Below are 18787 nucleotides of genomic sequence, written 5' to 3'. Positions count from 1 at the left end.
AAAAAATGTTTCAATCATTAGAATAGCGATCGCGCCCATTTTGTTTGGCATGGTACAGTGCTTTATCTGCTGAGGCAATGAGTGTATCTGGCTTGATATTCCAAATGGGTATGCGAGAGGTAATTCCTAAACTAACGGTGATGATATTCTTGACATCAGACTGTACATGAGGAATAGCCAGAGCATGAATTGCTTGCTGAATACTTTGGGCTACTTTAATCGCTCCCGTTAAGTCAGTATTAGGCAAGAGTACCAAAAATTCTTCTCCACCATAACGCGCCACTAAATCGGCAGGACGATAAATTGTCTGTTGAACTCTTTGCGCTATCCTCATTAGACAATCATCGCCTGCAAGATGACCATAGTAATCGTTGTAAAGTTTGAATTTATCAACGTCAAACATAATCAGTGACAGGGGTTGTTGTTCTCGTGCAAGGCGTTTCCATTCTGCTTTTAGTCGTGCATCAAAGCAACGACGGTTAGCCACCTGAGTCAAGCCATCTAAATTTGCCAGTTGTTCTAGTTTCTGATTGGCATCTTGGAGAGCCAATTCAATTTGTTTACGTCCAGTAATGTCGCGTATGGTAATAGCAAAACCATCATCTAGTTTGACTGCAACAAAGTGATACCAGCAAGAATTGCCTAATGGATGGTAAAAATCCCGTTTTAAAGCTTCCCCCGTTTCAACAAGATTAACAAAGTGATTAAAGAGTTCTGGTTCTAGATGGGCTAAGAGTTTTTTGAGTACTAATTTGCCAATCATCTCTTCACATTTGCTTCCGAAGGCTCTAGCAATGACAGAGTTCACAACTAAACAACGAAAATCCTCAATGTACCCGGTTGTAGGGTTGCGAACAGCTTGCATAGCGGCAATACCATCTAGTGAACTATTCAAAATACTGGCTAGCATTGCCCTGGACTGATACAGTATCTCTTCTGTTTCCTTACGCTTAATATTTTCTTGTTCTAGAAGCCTTTGCTGACGTTGAATGGTTAATTGATTTTCTAGGCGCGCTACAACTTCTTCCATCTGAAAGGGTTTGGTGATGTAATCTATGCCCCCTGACTCAAAGGCTATCACTTTATCGAAAACATCATCTAAAGCACTAATAAAAATAACCGGAATGGTGCGTAGAACTTCATCTGCTTTCAGAGTTCTACAAACTTGATAGCCATCCATTTCTGGCATCTTGATATCTAAAAGAATAATATCTGGTCGCTTCGCCTTTACTGTTTTTAGTGCCATCCGCCCACTTGTGACGCTGCGAACAGTGTAGCCGAGTTTGACCAAAGAATCACTTAATAAATGTAAATTCTTGGGACTGTCGTCTACTAAGAGAATATTACCTTTATTTTCTTTATCAGAATCAAGATTCATTGCTTCTCAGGGGTTCGGCTAAATCAACCAATTCCTCAAATTCAAATTGACGAGCAAGTTTTGTTAAAGATTGAATTAAAAATGTTTCTGTTTTGGGAATATCTCTAATTAATTCTATGACCCGATTAGTATTTGCTTCTAAAGCAGCTTTATAGAATTGATTAATCCACTCTGGAGACATACAAATTAGATTGTTGGATGTTAAAGAAGTTTTTTCTATATATTCCAAGTTTGAATAATTATTTTCAGCAAATATATATTTGACACCAAGATGTTTGGCTAGTGTGTCAAAAATTGTATGTTCTGCAAAAGGTTTGCGGAGAAAGTCATCACACCCTGCTGAAAGGACGATCGCTTTTTCTTCTTCTAAAACACTTGCCGTCAGAGCAATTATAGCTGTAGCATTCCCCTTTGTAGTGGACTTGATATATTTTGTAGCTTCGTAACCGTCCATGACAGGCATTCGCATATCCATCCAAATCAGGTGGGGTTCCCATTCATTCCAAATAGCGATCGCTTCTTTGCCATTACTAGCTTCTTTCATCTCAAACCCTAACGGTTGTAAAAGTTTAATTAATAATTGGCGATTAATCGCTTTATCATCTACTATTAATAATTTATATATAGGTTGTCCTGGTGCAAGTTCTAAGACTTTTGGATGTACTTCTAAAGTATTTATATTGGTTGGCTGGCCTAATTTTGCTTGAATATAAAATTTAAAAGTTGTCCCGATTCCTAATTTACTTTCAACAGAAATATCTCCTCCCATTAACTGAATAAATTTGTGACTAATTGCTAAACCTAAACCCGTTCCTTCTTGGGATTCTTTTCCAGCTTGGGCTTGGGAAAAAGCATTAAATAGTTTGGGTAATTCTGTGGCTGCAATCCCCACTCCTGTATCACAGACTTTAAAATCAAGAGTTAAAATATCTGTAATTTCTTCACTAGTATTATTTACTGTTAAACTAATTGTTCCTTTTTGAGTAAACTTAATGGCATTACTAATCAAATTAATTAATACTTGCCGAAGTTTTAAATCATCTGTGCAAATATAACATGGGACATTTTCACCACGTTGAAATATTAAATTTAAGCCTTGATTACTTGCCTGTAAATGTAGCATATCTTCTAAGTCATCCAGCAAGCGATACAAGTCAAAATCTCTGGGGTTAAGAGTAGTTTGACCCGCTTCTATTTTTGATAAATCGAGAATATTATTAATGAGCGTTAATAAATAATCACCACTATGATAAATTATCCCCGCATTTTCATAATGCTCGGCAGGCAAGTTTTTAGCACGTAACATTAATTGAGAAAAACCTAGAACAGCATTGAGGGGCGATCGCAATTCATGACTCATATTAGCAATAAATAAACTTTTAGCTTGATTTGCTACTTCGGCTTTTTCTTTAGCAATGGCTAACTCTGCTGTTATCTCCTGTACCCGTTGTTCCAAAGTCTCAAAAGATGTTTGTAGCTGAAGTGCCATGTTGTTAAACGATTTTGCCAGTTGACCTATTTCGTCTTTTGAGTTATTTTTAGCGCGAATATCTAAGTTACCTGCGGTAAACTGGAAAACTATATTGGTAAGATAAATTATTGGCTTAGTCAGCAGTTGCCCAATGACAAAAGCAATGATTGTCACTACTCCAGCGATCAATGCAAATAGAAAAATTGTGTCACGAATTTGCTTTTCTACAGGTGCTAGAGCAACAGCAAGGGGTCGTGCAAACAACACAGACCAAGGTTTATATTGCAAACTAGCGATCGCAATCAAATTAACCTGATTTCCTGTTGCTGACAAAGATGCAATTAAATAAGACTGTTTATTATCCAATGCTTGTTTAAGTTTTGACTCATTAGTTGCCAATTCTTTGAGAGAATAATTAGGCAAACGACCTTCCCATTGCAGTTGAGTTACAACATCATCAGGCAGAGGTACAATTGATTTAAACAGCAGTTCTGGTGCAGTACTATGTGCCAGATAAATATTATTGTCATCTAAAAGAATCGCAAAAGATTTTGCTCCAGCCCGTTCAGTTTGTCGAGTTACAAATTGCTGAACAACAGTAGCATTATATGAAACACGCAATATCCCCAATATATCTCCCTTGGCATTGCGAACTGGACTGCTAAAAAAGAGGGTAATAAGATCGGGAATTGTCGGCGATCGCTTCATGCTAGAAACAAAGGAGAAACCAGTTTGTAGCGGTTTTTTAAAATAATCTTGAACTGATTCATCTTTGCCAATATTCAGTGTACGTGTATCCAATACATTTTTACCGTTTAAGTCGAGCAAAGCATAAGAGAGAATATTGAGCATATCTTTGCGACTGAGACGGATTAATGTTTCTGTCGCCAATTGCATTTCGGGGCTGCCATCTCGCTTTTCTGGAGTAAGGCTGAGGTAGCGTGCCAAACCTGGTAAAATTGCCTCTACGCGCACGGCATTGAGATTTCCATCAATAAAGGCATCTATTCTGTTAGCGGTTTCGTTAGCCGCCGCAGATAGGGCTTGTCGGGCGTTGTCAGTTAGTGCTTTTTCGGTTGTCTGTTTGTTGACAAATGCCAATAACAGCAACGGAATCAAGGCAACAACGAGAAACGAGGCGATTAACTTTGTACGGATGCCGCCCAAAAAGGAGTGCTGCATAACTTCAAACTAGAGGGGATTCAAGAAGGAAGAATTGAACAAACTTTTTAGCTCAGGAATACGTGTAATGTTTCCAGAGCGAATAAAAAAGTCTGCATATATCTTGGCCGTTTTGTAAATGGAGTTAGGGTTGCTAGATTGAAAATATTTTTGATTTTCACCTAAATCAGTTAGGTTTATTCCCTCTAGAGAGAGAGTATTGAGCGGAATTTTTAACGCTTTGCTGACGATCGCGTTTCCTTCCTCAACATTTGCTTTCCAGTAGGTCGAGGCTTGCAGCCATCCTTGCACAAATGCACGAAGATCCTCGGGGCGATCGCGGATTGTCTCACCGCGAAAGATAATCAAATCTAAAATCAAGCCAGGGGTTTGTTTGCTCGTAAATAGGATATTTCCCCCTAATTTCATCGCTTCAGAGAGATGGGGTTCCCAAGTGTGTCCGGCTTGAATAGTATTATTTTTCAGGTGTTGAGGGATTTCTAAAGCCTCTAATTTAACCAAGTTCAGATCATCACTGGTTAAGTTGGCAGTTTTCAACATTTCAGTCACAAAAAGTTCGCTAAAACCGCCTAGATTTGCACCCAGCTTTTTCCCTTTCAAATCAGCGACGGTTTTAATTTTTGATTGGGCGACTACCACATCTGCTCCTATTGATTCATCTATAACGATCGCCCCTTGTATATCTGGATTTGTGGCACTCAAGATTATAAAATTTCCCAAGGACGATGTAATCCCATCATACTTACCCGCATTGAAGTTTGCTTGTTCCAATTGGGGGTATTGTTTATGAATTAGTTCTACATCTACCCCTTGGGCTTTGAAGAATCCTTTTTCTTGAGCAATTATGCCTGGAAACTCTCCAACAAAAGATGCAAATGTCACTTTCAATGGAGGGCGTTTTACTTCAGTTGGTGCTGAAATATTACAAGCAAGTAGTAAACAGGGAGTAATGAGGAAAATTCTAATGTATTTGAGTAGTTTCAGCATAGAATTTTTGATGTTTTTTAATTATTGTTAATCAAAGATTCAGCTAAACAAACTAATTGTTAAAATTTAAATTGTCGTGTAAATTTCGTCAGAGATTGTATTAAAGGAGTTTTGGTTGTTGGAATTGCTTCAAGATTGATAAATGCTGATAGCAAGGGCTGCTTGAGAATTTCATTCATAGGTATTGTTTTGCAGTCGCCCCAACAAGGGATAATGGTTCAAATCAATGAAAAAGACTGTAATTGCAAATAGAGCGATCGCTCTTTTCTACTGTTATATTAGTCTTTAAATAATTCTGCGCCTAATCACAACTGTATTTCAACAGGTTGAGATGGAGAATTTGTTCTAGCTCCCACAGAATCACAAGTTGGTCATCTCCCCCAGAGGCAAGGGTTTTACCATCAGGGCTGAAGGCAATTCCCCACACACCACGCTCATGTTTAAGAGTTCTGATTAAAGTACCATCTAGTTGCCAAAGCTTGACGCTAAAATCGCCACTGCCAGAAGCGATCGTTTGTCCATCTGGGCTAAAGGCAACTCGCCACACCGCAGATTTATGCCCTTTAAAAATGGTCAACAATTTACCATCGATCCTCCAAAGACGGATAGCGCCATCAATGCCAGCAGCGACTATCAGGCGGCTATCGGGTCTGAAGCGAACGCTATGTATGGTTGCAGTATGTGGTAGCGTTCTCACCAGTGTTCCATCCCGCTTCCATAGCTTGACTGTGCGATCGAGATGAGACAATCCACTGACCATCAGCGCTAAAATCAACGCCTAAGACAATCCCTTGATGCCCTGATAAGTGATTGAATTCATCAGCACCGTAGACAGCTTGTTCTAATACTTTGCGGGTTTGGAGATCCAGGGCATTGGCATCTGCCAAATTTTGCAGATCGAGCCGTTGAAATTTCTGTCTGGCTCGGATTGCTTGTACCAGTGCATCTAAGCGTTGATTGGAATTAAAACTCCCATTGGAAGCAGATGCGATCGCCCGTACCTCACTCAGCGATGCTTGCCCTGCGGCATAGAGTGTTGTGAACCCCAAGATAATAACTGCTACTATAGCCAAACTTACCCCTAGCAGGAGTCGTCGCTGAAGGCGGGCGCTCTTTTGTTCACTCGCCAATCGCGCTTCAGTTTCTTTGAGTCGTTCCACTTCCAGTTTTTGCTGGACTTCTCGACGTTCCAATTCTTGGCTGGCTGCTAAAAATCGATAGTCCAAATCGCTGAGACTTTTACGCTGAGTCCAGTCCAAGACCTGTTGTAAAGCATTACCCCGTAGCAGGCGTGACTCATCTTGAAAGCCCGATGCTACCCAAGCATTGAATGGCTGTGAATAAGGGCGCAGATTGTCTAACTGCTTTAATACCCATTCAGCATTAAAAATACTGCGGTAGATGGGATTTTTAATTCTGAGATAGCCGTTGTGTTTCTCGACCAATCCCGATAGTAAAAGCTCTGTCTGTTCTCGGCTATCATCGGTAGGCACGGGAGATATTGGAGGTAGAGGATACCAAGAGTCGCTAGTATTTTTATTCTTTGCGTCCTCTATTTCCTCTGCTTGCAATACCTGCTGATAAAGACTCAATAACCGTCCAGCTTGTTGTTGGTTAAAAAGTAGGCGATCGCGAATCGTGCGCAGGTGTTCGGGTTCATCTTGTGATTCCCAGTGTTGGATAATGTGCGATCGCACCAATTCTTCTACCCAATACGCCTCAGTTTTTGGGGATAGGATAATTTTCCGCTCTGATGTATTTAAGGCAGTTTGGAGAACTAATTGACAAAGTTTTTGAGTTAGAAACGGTTGCCCCCCTGTCCAATAGATCACCTCTTGCAGCACAACGGTTGGCTGATTGCTCCCTGTAACCCATTTAGCAATGGGTTAGCTTCATGCAATCGAAAGCCGTATAACTCTATAGCTGTCCCAATGTTAAAAGGTGTCCGGCGTTTGTCAGCAATTAAGTCAGATGGACTGGCGACTCCAAACAATGCAAATCCCAGGCGTTGAAAATTCGGATCGTAATTCAGGATTTAGAATACTACATCCATGCCACACTATCCCGTTCGTGAAGTCTCTTGTAGAGTAAGACGGTGAGGAATGGGTATGGAGTAGATGCGATACCTACGGCGGGCTACGCCTACGCAGATGCAGAAACGCCGGCGCAATGGTTTGCCTTTCGCAAAGACTATAATTTACTGATTTTAAATTGGATGTTGACCAAAGCCAGTGGGTTGATTAAATCCGCCAAATTTCTCAAAGCAATTTCGTCTTTGTCTAACCATCGCTAACCTTGACCCGGAAAACATGGCAGATTACTTGAATAAGTACCAAAAGTCTGACAGGAAAACCATACTAATGAGAATTTGGACTACTACTGCTGTGCTAGCTGCTTTTTGGCTAATATCTGGGATTATCGTTTCTGAGCCAATCAATGCTACTTCTGTTTTGGTAGAAAATGCCATATCATCTCCGACGCCAACGAATGCAAAACAGATTACTGTCAGTAACACCGAGTTTGGTCTGAAGAGAGTTGACTCCAAAGGAAACGTTACTATTTTCCAGACAACAAGAGTGCCACTTCAGGAAGGAAACATCTACGGGTGGCGGATTAAACTCAAAAACTACCAAGGTGAAGTGAAATGGCGTGAAGTCTTGTATTTACCAAAACCTCCAGAAACTTGGGGTACAGATAATGGTGAAGATTTCTCAATATCAGCAGACGGCAAGACATCTGTAACACGGCGCACACAGTCGGCTCCAGAAGGTGTAATCGAGAATTTTTGGACAATCGCCCCTGGCGATCCGGCTGGTAAGCATAGAATAGAAGTCTATATTGATAACCGTTTGATCGGTACTTTCCAGTTTGAAGTTATTCCAGTTAAGTAGAGATGAAGGGCATTGGGCATTGGGTATTGGGCATTGGGCATTGGGCATTGGGCATTGGGCAGAGGGGCGGAGGGGCGGAGGGGAAAAACTTACTGCAACTTCTCCCCTGCTCCCCTGCTCCCCTGCTCCCCTGAAGCTGAGAGTATCTTAGAGATAGAAGTTTGATTCTTGTTAGGTGGCGATCGTGAATACAGAGGAATTCCTGCGATTGATCGAAAAACAGCGTCTATGTCCTCAGACACTACCAAAAGGACTGCAAGCAATGTGGTATGACAACAAAGGTGATTGGAGCAAGGCTCATGAAATAGTTGCAAATGCCAGTGATGCTGATAGTGCCTGGGTTCATGCTTATCTGCACCGCAAAGAAGGCGATTTGAACAATGCCCATTTCTGGTATCAACGCAGTGGTCAGCCAGAATTTTCAGGAGAACTAAGCCAAGAATGGGAACAAATAACTTCTGTATTGCTAAAGAAGGTCAACGTGACGCATGAATGCTGAAGAATTAAAAAGGCGTTTTGCCGCAGGAGAAAGATATTTTCCAGCCGTCAACTTGAGTGGGGACAAGCTGATTGAAGCCGATTTGCCTGGAATTAATTTATGGGGATCTGACTTGAGTGGAGTTAACTTAGCTAAAGCTAAACTCTGGGGAGCAGATTTGAGTAGTACTAATTTAGCCAAAGCGAATTTGACCAGAGCTAATTTGAGCGGTGCCAATCTGAATGAAGCAAATCTTCGAGGAGCAAAACTCAACTATGCCAAGTTGTATGGAGCTAATCTGACTGGTGCTTACTATGATGAAAGTACGCGGTTTTCTAGAGGTTTTGACCCGATCAGTAGAAATATGCGGAAGGTGTAGGGAGCAGGGGAGCAGAGAGCAGAGGAAGAAGAATTATTAATTATTGATCAATTCTCAATGCCCAATGCCCAATGCCCAATGCCCAATACCCAATCTCCTTCAAATAACTGATAAATGTTGATGCGAACTATCCAACATAGACGATATCAACATTTGTTCAAAGACTTTGGAAAGAGCAGTTTGAAAACGCTGACGGTGTTTGATTTTGAAAAAAGGTCGAACTATTTCTGCGTAGGCGCAGCCCGCCGTAGGCATCGCACCGTTACCTTCTCTATTATCAATAACTCGAATTGCCCGCAGAGTCCCCAACTGGATTTCTTTTTTTACCATCAACTCAGAAATTCCAGTTGCGCCTACGCCATTTTCAATCGCGGCTTTTGCCATCTCACCACTGGTAAACACTAAAATTACATTCAGTTCGCTGAGATTGATGCCCCAATTTTGCAACGCTTCCTCAAACCTTTGCTGGGTTCCAGATTCGCGCACCCGCATCACCCAAGGAGTTTGGGTTAGTTGACTTAAATCAACTTCTCCCCACTCAAACCAAGGGTGTTTTTGACCGACCACAATTTGCAAGCGATCGCTCGCAACTATTTCGTACTCTAGAGTATTCTGAAGCGCTGGCTTTACATCACCTTCCACCAAACCTAAATCAAACTGTCCCATCGCTGTACCAACACAAATCGTTTCTGCATTGGCAAGAGTACAGTCAATCTGGATACCAGGATATTGGCTCTTAAACTCACTAATCTTACTTGGTAGCCAGTAGTTACCAATTGTCAGACTCGACCCTAATTTCAATTCACCCCGTTGCAGATTGTTCAATTCTCGCAATCCCCTTTCTGTCAAGGAAACTTGATCGAGAATTTTCTGCGCTTCCACTTGCAGTAATTTACCCGCTTCAGCAATCTCGATATGGCGACCAATCCGATGGAATAGTTTCACACCGTATTCTTGTTCTAGGTTGTGGATCGCTGCACTGACGGCAGGTTGTGTAATATAAAGCTCCTCTGCTGCGCGAGTAAAGTGTAAGTTCTGCGCCACAGCCAGAAATATTTTTAGCTGCTCAAGCGTCATTCCTGCCATTTATCGTATCCCTAAGACTTGGTGTCAAAATTTTAATCACTTTCATTTATCATTTTGACAAATAAAAGCATTTGATTCTATCGGTTAGTTTGACTAAAGTATAAATCAAAGCTTCGGCACGGACTCAAACGGCCAAGTAAAGAGCAGGGGGAGATGAGGGAGAGTAACCAATGCCCCATACCCAATGCCCAAGAATGAAAATAAGGACATCAACAAATGAGCGAATTAGGAACTGCAATTACCACAGGGATTACCGCATTCACTGCCACCAACATTGATGATATTGTCATACTGACGTTACTTTTTTCACAAATAACTAAAACGTTTCGCAGTCGTCACATCCTTGCTGGTCAGTATCTCGGTTTTGCAGCATTGATCGTTGCTAGCCTTCCCGGTTTCTTGGGTGGACTAATCATACCGCAGGACTGGATTAGACTACTTGGGTTAATGCCAATAATCATTGGTGTGAGCAGTTTACTAAAACGCGAAGAGGATTCACCAGAGGAAGCCGAAGAAGAAACTGAGCCGTCTTGTCCCTCTATAGTTAGAAGTTTTGTCTCTCCGCAAACTTGCAATGTCGCTGCGATCGCCTTTGCTAATGGAAGTGATAATATCAGCGTCTACGTGCCCCTGTTTGCCAACTCACAATTAGATAGTCTGCTGGTAATTACAGGTGTATTCTTTACCCTAGTGGGTGTATGGTGTTATACCGCTTATAAGTTAACCTACTTGCCTGCGATCGCCAACTTTTTAACTGAAAATGGCAACACTTTTGTACCTTGTATCTTGATTGGTTTGGGCGTGTTTATTGTCACGGAAAATGTTAATTGGACTCTTTTATCTGTAGTTTCTAGTTATATATTCTCATTGATTTTAGGTTTCAATACTCAGCCATCAAGTGAAGAACAAGAAAAATTAATTGTCTAATAAAGATGTGCATCATTAATTTTCTGAGCAAAATTAATTGCAAACGGCAAAATATCTTACCCATCAACAGGAATCAAAACATGAAAATCTGGAAATCTCTGCTAATTGTCTTAATGATTGTTGCTAATCTCGCCTTTGCTCAACCTTCTTTTGCTGATAGACCAAAATTTAGCAAAAACCCTGATTACATCGAAGTCACTAAAGCTCTTAAGCAACTCTCTCAGACAAAAGATACTCAAACTCAAGTTGAAGGTCTCACACCAGAAGAAATAAAAAAAAGAACTGAGGAATTAACACTGCAAAAATATGCTTTAGAGACGGGAATCAATTGGGGTCAGTGCAACAACCAAACAGGTAATACCATAGCGGTATACGGTAAAAGACCAAATGATGAAGACAATGAAGATGCCGTATACGAGAATGGTCTATATTTTCTAGCTGATGGTCAATCCACAAAAAATAACTGGGATTGTGATGGCATCTATCTACCAAATGATGTCCAGGTAGCAAATTTTACTTCTAGTCCTAATGGGCAAGGTGAAGAATTGACAGGAGCCGCTGCTCTGAAGATCCTTGATGGAACTCAGTTGGTAATTAAGAGGAATCCAGATACTGCTGCGATTGAATTGAATGTCCCGACTGTAAAAGTTCTAAACAGCAAAGAGGCTAACTGGTTTATCCCAGATATATCGCAGGATCTCATAAATACACGAGTTCCTAATGCGCCTAGCAATCAGTCTTGAAATAGAACTGCATAGTCTATTTTTGAATGATTGTTCTGAATTTAAATAGGGTAACAGCCAAAATCAGAGAAAAACAGGACAAACACTGGTGAAACATCTCTCTGATCTTGGCTATTTTTTTTTTGAATTTATCTATCCTCAATTTTAGGCTTGTTTTATTTTGATATCTGCATTAAAATAAATTTTGGAAAAAATGTACAATTACAACAGGCATATTTCATTAGCGCAACTATTGTGCTGGGTGCAAGTCATCTGGAAAGAGATTTTCTACTACCTTCGCATTTTTTTGATAAGAGCCGCTTTGGGGATAAGGGTGTTATTGATGCAGTTAAAATTGAAACCTACAGAAGAAGAAAAAGATAAAAAAAAGCCAGGACGACTGAATCCGTCCAGAATCCGAGATCACTTGGCAAATGAGCGTACCTATCTCGCTTGGATGCGCACAGGGATCGCTCTTTTAGGTTTTGGTGTTGTTATTGTACGTTTGCGTGCCTTCCATGTACCTTTAGTACCCCGTCCTGGCAACGGCTGGAAGTTAGGTTTAGTCTTCTCGCTGGTGGGTTTAATCACGGTGTGGCTCTCAACAGTACATTATTTTGCTGTGCGTCGTGATATCGAAGAAGATACTTACGAACCAACAGACCGTTGGGTGTTGCTGTTCAGTCTTGCTGTGATGATTCTCGGAACTGGGGTAATCTATTTTGTTTTTACAACTTCCTTAGATCCAATGAGTCCACTTATCCCTGAGTAATAAGATTTTTAAAATCGCACCTTATACACCTCGAATAATTCCCCTGATTTATGCGTTACGACTTTAGCACCAGCGGCCTTAATCGTTTTTTCCCACTTAGCCAAAGGCTCTAAAAACACCTCAGCACCCAAATAGGTTTCCAGAACTGCCCAATCTTCTGCTAAGGGCTGTTCTGGGTTGAGGATATCAAACACAAAATGTCCACCTGGTTTTAACACCCGCTTCACCTCTGCTAGTACAGCATCCCAATATTCAAGGGGAAAATAGCAGCTGAATCCGGTGGCGATCGCTAAATCAAATTGCTCTGATGGATAGTTTAACTGATGAGCTGCTCCCAACTCAACACCTTTGAACAGCTTAGAATTCAACTGTGGCCCACGAGAATTAAGGGTATCGCGCGCCACATTACTGATTTCTTGCCCATAAAATAACGCTTGCCAATCCCGCCAAGGATAGATTAAAAAGCTGATCCCACAGCCAATATCTATACAGTGCTGGTTTTTTTGAGGTTTAGCAATTTCCCAGAAAGGGGAAGCAATTCTCCCTGAGAAACTTCCAGAAATCCACTCACGGAATATCGGCATCGCTTGTACTTCTGCTGGGAGTTCAAAGGTTTCACGTTGATATTCGCGGTTAAAGCGATAGGCTATTTGGGCTAATCTTTCGTCCCAGTTGCTTGATTTGGGTGAACTAAAGAGATTTTGAAACTGAGAATCGGACTTTTTAGACATTTAGGTTTTTACTACTCTTTCTAAGAATTGTAGTCAAATTCGCCAAGCGATCGCCTACGGCGGCTGGGTACGCCATCGCACCCCCATCCAATCTCCTGCTAAAGTTTGTCCTAAGTCATGGGTACTAATGACCAATGACCAATGACCAATGACCAATGACCAATGACCAATAACTAATGACTAATGACTACTCAACTTTTTCATACCAGATACCTACTTTCTCAAAAGCACCATAAGCAAGCTTCAGAAAATTCACTATTCTCTGTTTTCCAATTATCCCAAATTCTTTATATTCTCTAGCCTCTGCAAAAGTCAGGCGATTTTGGTCAATTATGTTTCTTTCTCTGTATGCTAACTTCGGAAAATCTATAACTTTTATCTGATATTTATTTACTATGTTCTGATAGTTGGAGTCTGACTCTAGATGCTCCCAATCATCACACAGCCCTAAATTCCTCACCAGAATATGAGGGATTTTGTCACCGTAGGTATTCACTGACTGAGCAAACAGGTTGATGCTGTCGTATCCTCCTGTAGATACAAACCATTTGCAAAACATCACTCCCTGCGAACTTCCTAGTTCAAGTAATTGATTAGATTCAATCCACCCTTGTACTGCTCTATGCGATTGTGCAGCTAAATTCACAATTACTGGCTTCTCTATCGCCCACTCAAATATTCTATCTGCCTTATTTGCCTGTCGTTCATTCTCACTAAACACAGCATATTTACATATCTCCTTATATACCCCTGCTACATCTGGATTCGATCTATCTGTCTCCACTGGTATAAATGGGATTCTCTTATCCAAACAATACTGAATCATTGTCCTGGCAAAGAGAGATTTTCCTACCCCGCCTTTTTCACCATCCACAAAATGAATCGTCGGCATTACAGCCACCTCTAATAGTTATTAAAGTCTGATATATCTTTCCCAAACTAAGAACTTTTTGGCCATTGCCCCCAAATATTTTGGTGGTTTTATGAGAAAGTATAACCGTGATTTGGATATATTCCAACAGTCTCATTTTACACAGGCGAAGTCCGTCTGCGCGGACTAAGACAAAACAAGGGGCTTAAGCCCCTTGTTATAACCTGCGGAAGCAGGTTTTGTTTAGACGTGGTTTCTAACCATCTTTTCGCCGCGATATTAGCCTAAATCGAAAAGCAAGATTTCGCCGCCGATGTTGGTGCTAATTTCTAGCTGTTCTTCACCGTTGATTTGTACACCATCACCGGCTCTGAGTTCTTCACCATTTAAGTTAACTATGCCTTGCGCTATTTGTAACCAGGCATAGCGACCAGGTTTGACTTGATAGTTAACAACATCACCTGACTCTAAAACAGATGTGTATAAATCAACATCTTGGTGAATTGTCACAGCACCATCGCGCCCATCTTTAGCAGCAATTAAGCGTAATTTGCCGCGCTTTTCTTCGAGAGGAAAAGATTTTTGTTCATATCTTGGCGTTATTCCTTCTCGATCGGGAAGAATCCAGATTTGTAGTAAGTGTAGTGGTTCAGTTGGTGAGGGATTAAATTCACTGTGGCTGATTCCAGTTCCAGCACTCATAATCTGGGCATCACCAGGGCGAATCACTGAGCCAGTACCCAAGCTGTCTTTATGCTCTACAGCACCTTCTAAGACGTATGTGAGGATTTCCATGTCACGATGGCTGTGGGTAGGGAATCCAGCACCAGGGGCAATGCGATCGTCGTTAATTACCCGCAGAGAGCGAAATCCCATACGGTTGGGATCGTAAAAACTACCGAAGGAAAATGTGTGATAACTATCGAGCCAGCCCATTTTCGCGTGACCACGGGCATTGCGATCGTGAATTAAGTGGGTAATTGTATTTTGAGACATAAATTTACCTCGTTGTTAATTGTTTTTAGAAGAATTTAGAATTCAAAGTTTAGACTTCTGATTGATTAGACCTAATTTGTAACTATTTAAATAGTAAAGTATATACACATAAAATGAAAAGTACGCACTTAAAAGTGGCGTACTTACCAAAAAGATACTGTGAAATTTGACAGATGTTTTTAATTGAATAAAATACAATCTTGGAAAACTAAATTACTACAATTTAAATTTTTGCACAACAAGATTAGCTGCTAGGGCGTGTTATATACTTCTCAAAAATCCGATCGAGGTAACGTGAATTCCACGACTTATATAATGTCTGTCTAATTCGCTGAATAAATGCCCTCACCCTAAATCCCTCTCCCTGTGGGAGAGGGACTTTGAATTTAGCTCCCCTTCTCCCAATATTGGGAGAAGGGGTTGAGGATGAGGGCGAATTTTGCATTTGTGCAAGAGTTCTAATAACCTTTGCCTAGTTTTACAACGTAAAAGTGCCCCTTTCCGAGTCGGAGAGGGACACTTTTGAACTTTAGTTCTAGGTAGAGAATTTTGTAGAACTCACATTAAGATACCGTTATCATAGGGTTCGTTAAACTTTAGTCTAATGCACCCTATTAATGAATTAAGTGTCTCTCAAAAGTGCTTACTTTACACCAGCAGGTATCTTTTGAGTTTTAGTAGTAGCCGCTTTGCCATTCTCTGCTTTAATTTCTGCTACTTGCAGATGAGCTTCTAAGAACCAGAGTCGTTTGTCAATGGTGCGGGAAATTTCGGTGTAAAGGTCAGCAGTATCGAGGTCGCCTAATTCATCAGTTTTATCGATCGCGTCTCGGAGATGTTTAGCATAAAATGCGTAACGATCTGACAAGGCTGTTACATGGTCTTTACCATCCAAAATATCTAAGGGATATTCTGGCAGGATCGAATTACTAGCTGCGGCGCGGGCTGTTCCAAAAGCGTATCCGCCTAAAGCTGTAACGCGTTCAGCTACCATATCGATGTATCCTTCCAATTCCCCAGCAAGTTCATCAAATAATAGGTGTAGCTGGTAGAAGTCAGTTCCTTTTACATTCCAGTGCGCTTGCTTTGCTTGGGTTTTTAGATCCGAAGTAGCTGCCAAGGTTTGGTTGAGAAGTACCACGATTTGTACTCGCGCTTCGGCGGGAATATCAATGCGGGTAGGGTACAGACGTGATGTAATGGTGTTGTCGCTCATAGTTCTACGTTAATGCCTTCTGCATCTAACTTTACAGATTTTGGTTGCCTGTGCGAAACTCTCTGACGACAGATTATATTAATGGCTGAATGTGTTACTGTATATGACTATTAGTCAGATACGATGGTTATCTATGGTATTGAATGTACCACCGAAAAGGCGATCGCGAATTACGTCATTGTGCAAAAAGTCATGGGGAAAACCCAGTTCAATTTGACTCACTTCATCTAATCGTTGCAGATGTTCTGGTGAGAGGCTGACTTCTATTGAAGCTAAGTTATCTTGAAACTGCGTTAATTTACGTGCCCCAACGATCGGAATAATCACACCACTTTGAGCGCGTAACCAAGCTAATGCTACCTGTGAAGGTGTATGGTCAATTTCTGCCGCAACTTGACTAACAACTTGAGCGATCGCTAAATTCTTCTCAGAAATCCCTCCGCCCAAAGTTTCGAGTCGTCCTTGTTCAGCGCCTCCTTGAGGAGACCGATTATACTTGCCTGTCAACACACCACCACCCAAGGGCGACCACGGTGTTACTGCTAAATCGAAGGCTTTAGCCAGCGGTAGCAAATCTCGTTCTGGTGTTCGCTGAATCAAACTATACTCAATTTGGAGGGCGACAAACTGCGTCCATCCTTGATAATGGGCGATGGTATTTGCTTGGGAAACGATCCAAGCGGGTGTGTCAGAAATGCCGATGTAAAGTACTTTACCTTGACGCACTACATCATCAAGCGATCGCAAAACTTCTTCAATCGGTGTTGTGAAATCCCAAGCGTGCAACCAGAATAAATCAATGTAATCGGTATTCAGCCGTTTCAGACTACCTTCCAAAGATTGAATTAAATTCTTGCGATGGTTTCCACTGGCGTTAGGATCGCCCTTTTTCTCATTCATCCGCAAGGGAAAGGAATATTTTGTCGCAACTACAAAACGTTCGCGTTCTTTAGCAATCAACTCGCCGACAATTTTTTCACTGCTACCATCGGTATAACCGTTGGCGGTATCAATGAAATTTCCCCCTGCTTCTGCATAGCTATCAAAAATTTTACGACTTTCGTCAACAGATGCACCCCAACCCCAATCTTCACCAAAGGTCATGGTTCCCAAGGAGAGTTCAGAGACTCTTAACCCGCTTTTGCCCAAGAGTTTGTATCTCATGAATATTTTCTCATTAATGAAAAAACTAAGCAAATACCATTCCAAAGGCATGATAACTGGAAACTGGGAGCGATGTTTGACTTAATGCATCGACCTGCAATGTTAATACATAGACCTGCAATGCCAATGCATCGACTTGCTATGTTAATACATCGACCTGTTATGTTAATGCATCGACCTGTTATGTTAATGCATCGACCTGTTATGTTAATGCATCGACCTATTATGTTAATGCATCGACCTATTATGTTAATGCATCGACCTGTTATAGCAATCCTATTTGAGTTGTGAAAAATATAGATTAGGAAACGAACCGCCAAGGACGCCAAGGATACAAAGGAAAGAAAAAAGAAAGAGAGATAGATATAATTTTCACGAATGATTTAGGACTGCTATAAGTTTATCGGCAATCCCAAACAACCAACCTTTACCGTTTGTCAATTAGTTAACGGTGTGTACCAGCAACAACAATATCGCTTAGGAGATACTATTTCTTCTGATGTCTTGCCAAATTTACAACTTAAGCTAGACGACATTATGCATATTTGAACTGGGGATTGGGGGCTGGGGATGATTCGGTGAGGTAAAAGCGATCGCTACAGTTTTCTAAGCTAGAATACCAAAGCTGTGTTTAGACACATCTAACTTATCATTGCCAAAGAGCCATTATTTTTATGAATTACTACGTAATCTACGACGGGAATTGTAATCTCTGCGTTAGCCTGGTGCAATTGCTAGAAACCTTAGACCAAGGAAAGTTATTTCGCTATAGTCCCATGCAAGATGAGCAGACACTTTTACAGTGGGGAATTTCAGCCCAAGATTGCGAACAGGGAGTGATTTTAATTGATGGTAATGAACCTCAGAGACGCTGGCAAGGCAGTAATGCAGCAGAAGAAATTGGGCGGTTATTGCCAGCAGGAAGTATATTTGTAGACGCTTATCGAGCATTACCGGGGATGAAATGGGCAGGCGATCGCTTTTACGAACAAATCCGCGATAACCGCTATGCACTCTTTGGTAAACGTTCTAATACATATCAATCATCGTACTGTCTTGATGGTAGCTGCAAGCCGTAGGTAGTAAAGGTGAAGGTATTCCCAGTCTGAGGCAGGAAGCAGAGGGCAGGGGGAGCAGGGAGCAGGGGGCAGGGGGATGAAGGGAAACCCCATAAATAAATGTATTGGCTCTGAGACAAATACGCATTATTTATCGTCGCACTTTTCGCTCAAAATAAATATTTTTTCCTTGAGCATAAATACATTTATTAGCTCATAACCCTAGAGTGCGGGGGAATTCCAGCATCTTTCTCCCCCTGCCCCCTGCCCCCTGCTCCCCTGCCTCTTTGGTCATTAGACAGAATTTTTTCTGGTAAAAAATCCGCCTCCAGATGCTAGCAAAAAGTCTGCTAGACCAACCATTATGCTATCTGGCGTGTTTGTAAACATTGTGCAATCAATGACATTTGCGATCGCCACCGGAAAGGGCGGGTACGCCATCGCGCCGCAATTTGGCACAACAAACTGAACTGACGGG

At 41.4% G+C, this 18787-nt stretch carries 20 protein-coding genes and 1 pseudogene; 9 read left to right on the top strand and 12 right to left on the bottom strand.

Going from position 1 to position 18787, the window contains the following annotated elements:
- Positions 1–10: 10 nt before the first annotated feature.
- From HWQ43_RS03880 to HWQ43_RS03860, 5 genes are all read right to left on the bottom strand, one after another.
- Positions 11–1378, bottom strand: a complete 1368-nt coding sequence (locus tag HWQ43_RS03880) for a diguanylate cyclase (RefSeq protein ID WP_292730488.1) — start codon at positions 1376–1378, stop codon at positions 11–13.
- Positions 1368–4031 carry a hybrid sensor histidine kinase/response regulator gene (locus HWQ43_RS03875; protein ID WP_292730486.1) on the bottom strand — a complete coding sequence of 888 codons (2664 nt, stop codon included), beginning with the start codon at positions 4029–4031 and terminating at the stop codon, positions 1368–1370. The genes HWQ43_RS03880 and HWQ43_RS03875 overlap by 11 nt, the downstream gene beginning before the upstream one ends.
- A gap of 9 nt (positions 4032–4040) precedes the next feature.
- The gene (locus HWQ43_RS03870; protein ID WP_292730484.1) at positions 4041–5018 is read right to left on the bottom strand and encodes an ABC transporter substrate-binding protein; all 978 of its coding nucleotides are present in this window, start codon (positions 5016–5018) and stop codon (positions 4041–4043) included.
- Positions 5019–5319: 301 nt separating this feature from the next.
- Complete coding sequence (locus HWQ43_RS03865; RefSeq protein ID WP_292730482.1) at positions 5320–5715, bottom strand: hypothetical protein; 396 nt, start codon at positions 5713–5715, stop codon at positions 5320–5322.
- Entirely contained in the window at positions 5681–6862 is a 1182-nt protein-coding gene (locus HWQ43_RS03860) for a WD40 repeat domain-containing protein (RefSeq protein WP_292730480.1), read from the bottom strand. Before HWQ43_RS03860 ends, HWQ43_RS03865 begins: the two co-directional genes overlap by 35 nt.
- A gap of 251 nt (positions 6863–7113) precedes the next feature.
- Here HWQ43_RS03860 and HWQ43_RS03855 point away from each other — a divergent pair, with 251 nt between their 5' ends.
- The 4 genes from HWQ43_RS03855 (at position 7114) to HWQ43_RS03840 (ending at position 8766) form a co-directional block, all read left to right on the top strand.
- Positions 7114–7311, top strand: a complete 198-nt coding sequence (locus HWQ43_RS03855; RefSeq protein ID WP_292730478.1) for a hypothetical protein — start codon at positions 7114–7116, stop codon at positions 7309–7311.
- A gap of 67 nt (positions 7312–7378) precedes the next feature.
- Complete coding sequence (locus tag HWQ43_RS03850; RefSeq protein ID WP_292730476.1) at positions 7379–7909, top strand: hypothetical protein; 531 nt, start codon at positions 7379–7381, stop codon at positions 7907–7909.
- Between the two features lie 184 nt (positions 7910–8093).
- On the top strand, positions 8094–8408 hold the full coding sequence (locus HWQ43_RS03845) for a hypothetical protein (protein ID WP_292730474.1): 315 nt from the start codon (positions 8094–8096) through the stop codon (positions 8406–8408).
- Positions 8398–8766 carry a pentapeptide repeat-containing protein gene (locus HWQ43_RS03840; protein WP_292730471.1) on the top strand — a complete coding sequence of 123 codons (369 nt, stop codon included), beginning with the start codon at positions 8398–8400 and terminating at the stop codon, positions 8764–8766. The genes HWQ43_RS03845 and HWQ43_RS03840 overlap by 11 nt, the downstream gene beginning before the upstream one ends.
- A 99-nt stretch (positions 8767–8865) precedes the next feature.
- On the opposite strand, the gene HWQ43_RS03835 is transcribed toward HWQ43_RS03840, so the two are convergent.
- Positions 8866–9852, bottom strand: a complete 987-nt coding sequence (locus HWQ43_RS03835) for a LysR substrate-binding domain-containing protein (protein WP_292730468.1) — start codon at positions 9850–9852, stop codon at positions 8866–8868.
- A gap of 216 nt (positions 9853–10068) precedes the next feature.
- On the opposite strand from HWQ43_RS03835, the gene HWQ43_RS03830 reads away from it, so the two are divergent.
- The 3 genes from HWQ43_RS03830 to HWQ43_RS03820 all read left to right on the top strand — a co-directional run bounded on the left by HWQ43_RS03830 (position 10069) and on the right by HWQ43_RS03820 (position 12273).
- Positions 10069–10779 (top strand): cadmium resistance transporter, encoded by a 711-nt coding sequence (locus tag HWQ43_RS03830; protein ID WP_292730465.1) that lies wholly within the window; start codon positions 10069–10071, stop codon positions 10777–10779.
- A gap of 80 nt (positions 10780–10859) precedes the next feature.
- Positions 10860–11522: a hypothetical protein gene (locus HWQ43_RS03825; protein WP_292730462.1), complete on the top strand. Its 663-nt coding sequence runs from the start codon at positions 10860–10862 to the stop codon at positions 11520–11522.
- 322 nt (positions 11523–11844) lie between these two features.
- Entirely contained in the window at positions 11845–12273 is a 429-nt protein-coding gene (locus HWQ43_RS03820) for a DUF202 domain-containing protein (RefSeq protein ID WP_292730460.1), read from the top strand.
- 8 nt (positions 12274–12281) lie between these two features.
- On the opposite strand, the gene HWQ43_RS03815 is transcribed toward HWQ43_RS03820, so the two are convergent.
- The 5 genes from HWQ43_RS03815 to HWQ43_RS03795 all read right to left on the bottom strand — a co-directional run bounded on the left by HWQ43_RS03815 (position 12282) and on the right by HWQ43_RS03795 (position 17251).
- Positions 12282–13004: a class I SAM-dependent methyltransferase gene (locus HWQ43_RS03815; protein ID WP_292730458.1), complete on the bottom strand. Its 723-nt coding sequence runs from the start codon at positions 13002–13004 to the stop codon at positions 12282–12284.
- 187 nt (positions 13005–13191) lie between these two features.
- Positions 13192–13896: a mobilization protein gene (locus tag HWQ43_RS03810; RefSeq protein ID WP_292730455.1), complete on the bottom strand. Its 705-nt coding sequence runs from the start codon at positions 13894–13896 to the stop codon at positions 13192–13194.
- Positions 13897–14154: 258 nt separating this feature from the next.
- A complete protein-coding gene (locus tag HWQ43_RS03805; RefSeq protein ID WP_292730452.1) occupies positions 14155–14871 on the bottom strand; it encodes a pirin family protein in 717 nt (238 codons plus the stop codon).
- A 643-nt stretch (positions 14872–15514) separates the two neighbouring features.
- Positions 15515–16087 (bottom strand): DNA starvation/stationary phase protection protein Dps, encoded by a 573-nt coding sequence (gene dps / locus HWQ43_RS03800; RefSeq protein ID WP_292730449.1) that lies wholly within the window; start codon positions 16085–16087, stop codon positions 15515–15517.
- A 114-nt stretch (positions 16088–16201) separates the two neighbouring features.
- Positions 16202–17251: an aldo/keto reductase gene (locus tag HWQ43_RS03795; RefSeq protein WP_292730446.1), complete on the bottom strand. Its 1050-nt coding sequence runs from the start codon at positions 17249–17251 to the stop codon at positions 16202–16204.
- Positions 17252–17647: 396 nt separating this feature from the next.
- Between HWQ43_RS03795 and HWQ43_RS03790 the strand changes: the two are divergent.
- Both HWQ43_RS03790 and HWQ43_RS03785 read left to right on the top strand, forming a co-directional pair.
- A pseudogene (locus tag HWQ43_RS03790) lies at positions 17648–17800 on the top strand (Uma2 family endonuclease); the annotation flags it as partial.
- A 125-nt stretch (positions 17801–17925) separates the two neighbouring features.
- Positions 17926–18330 carry a thiol-disulfide oxidoreductase DCC family protein gene (locus HWQ43_RS03785; protein ID WP_292730443.1) on the top strand — a complete coding sequence of 135 codons (405 nt, stop codon included), beginning with the start codon at positions 17926–17928 and terminating at the stop codon, positions 18328–18330.
- A gap of 273 nt (positions 18331–18603) precedes the next feature.
- On the opposite strand, the gene HWQ43_RS03780 is transcribed toward HWQ43_RS03785, so the two are convergent.
- Positions 18604–18750 (bottom strand): hypothetical protein, encoded by a 147-nt coding sequence (locus tag HWQ43_RS03780; RefSeq protein ID WP_292730439.1) that lies wholly within the window; start codon positions 18748–18750, stop codon positions 18604–18606.
- Positions 18751–18787 lie beyond the last annotated feature (37 nt).

The sequence above is a fragment of the Nostoc sp. JL31 genome, assembly GCF_017114965.1.
GTDB classification, from domain to species: Bacteria; Cyanobacteriota; Cyanobacteriia; order Cyanobacteriales; family Nostocaceae; genus Nostoc; species Nostoc punctiforme_A.
Note: the sequence above shows the minus strand (reverse complement) of the source record. Positions and strands in the feature narration are given on the sequence as shown.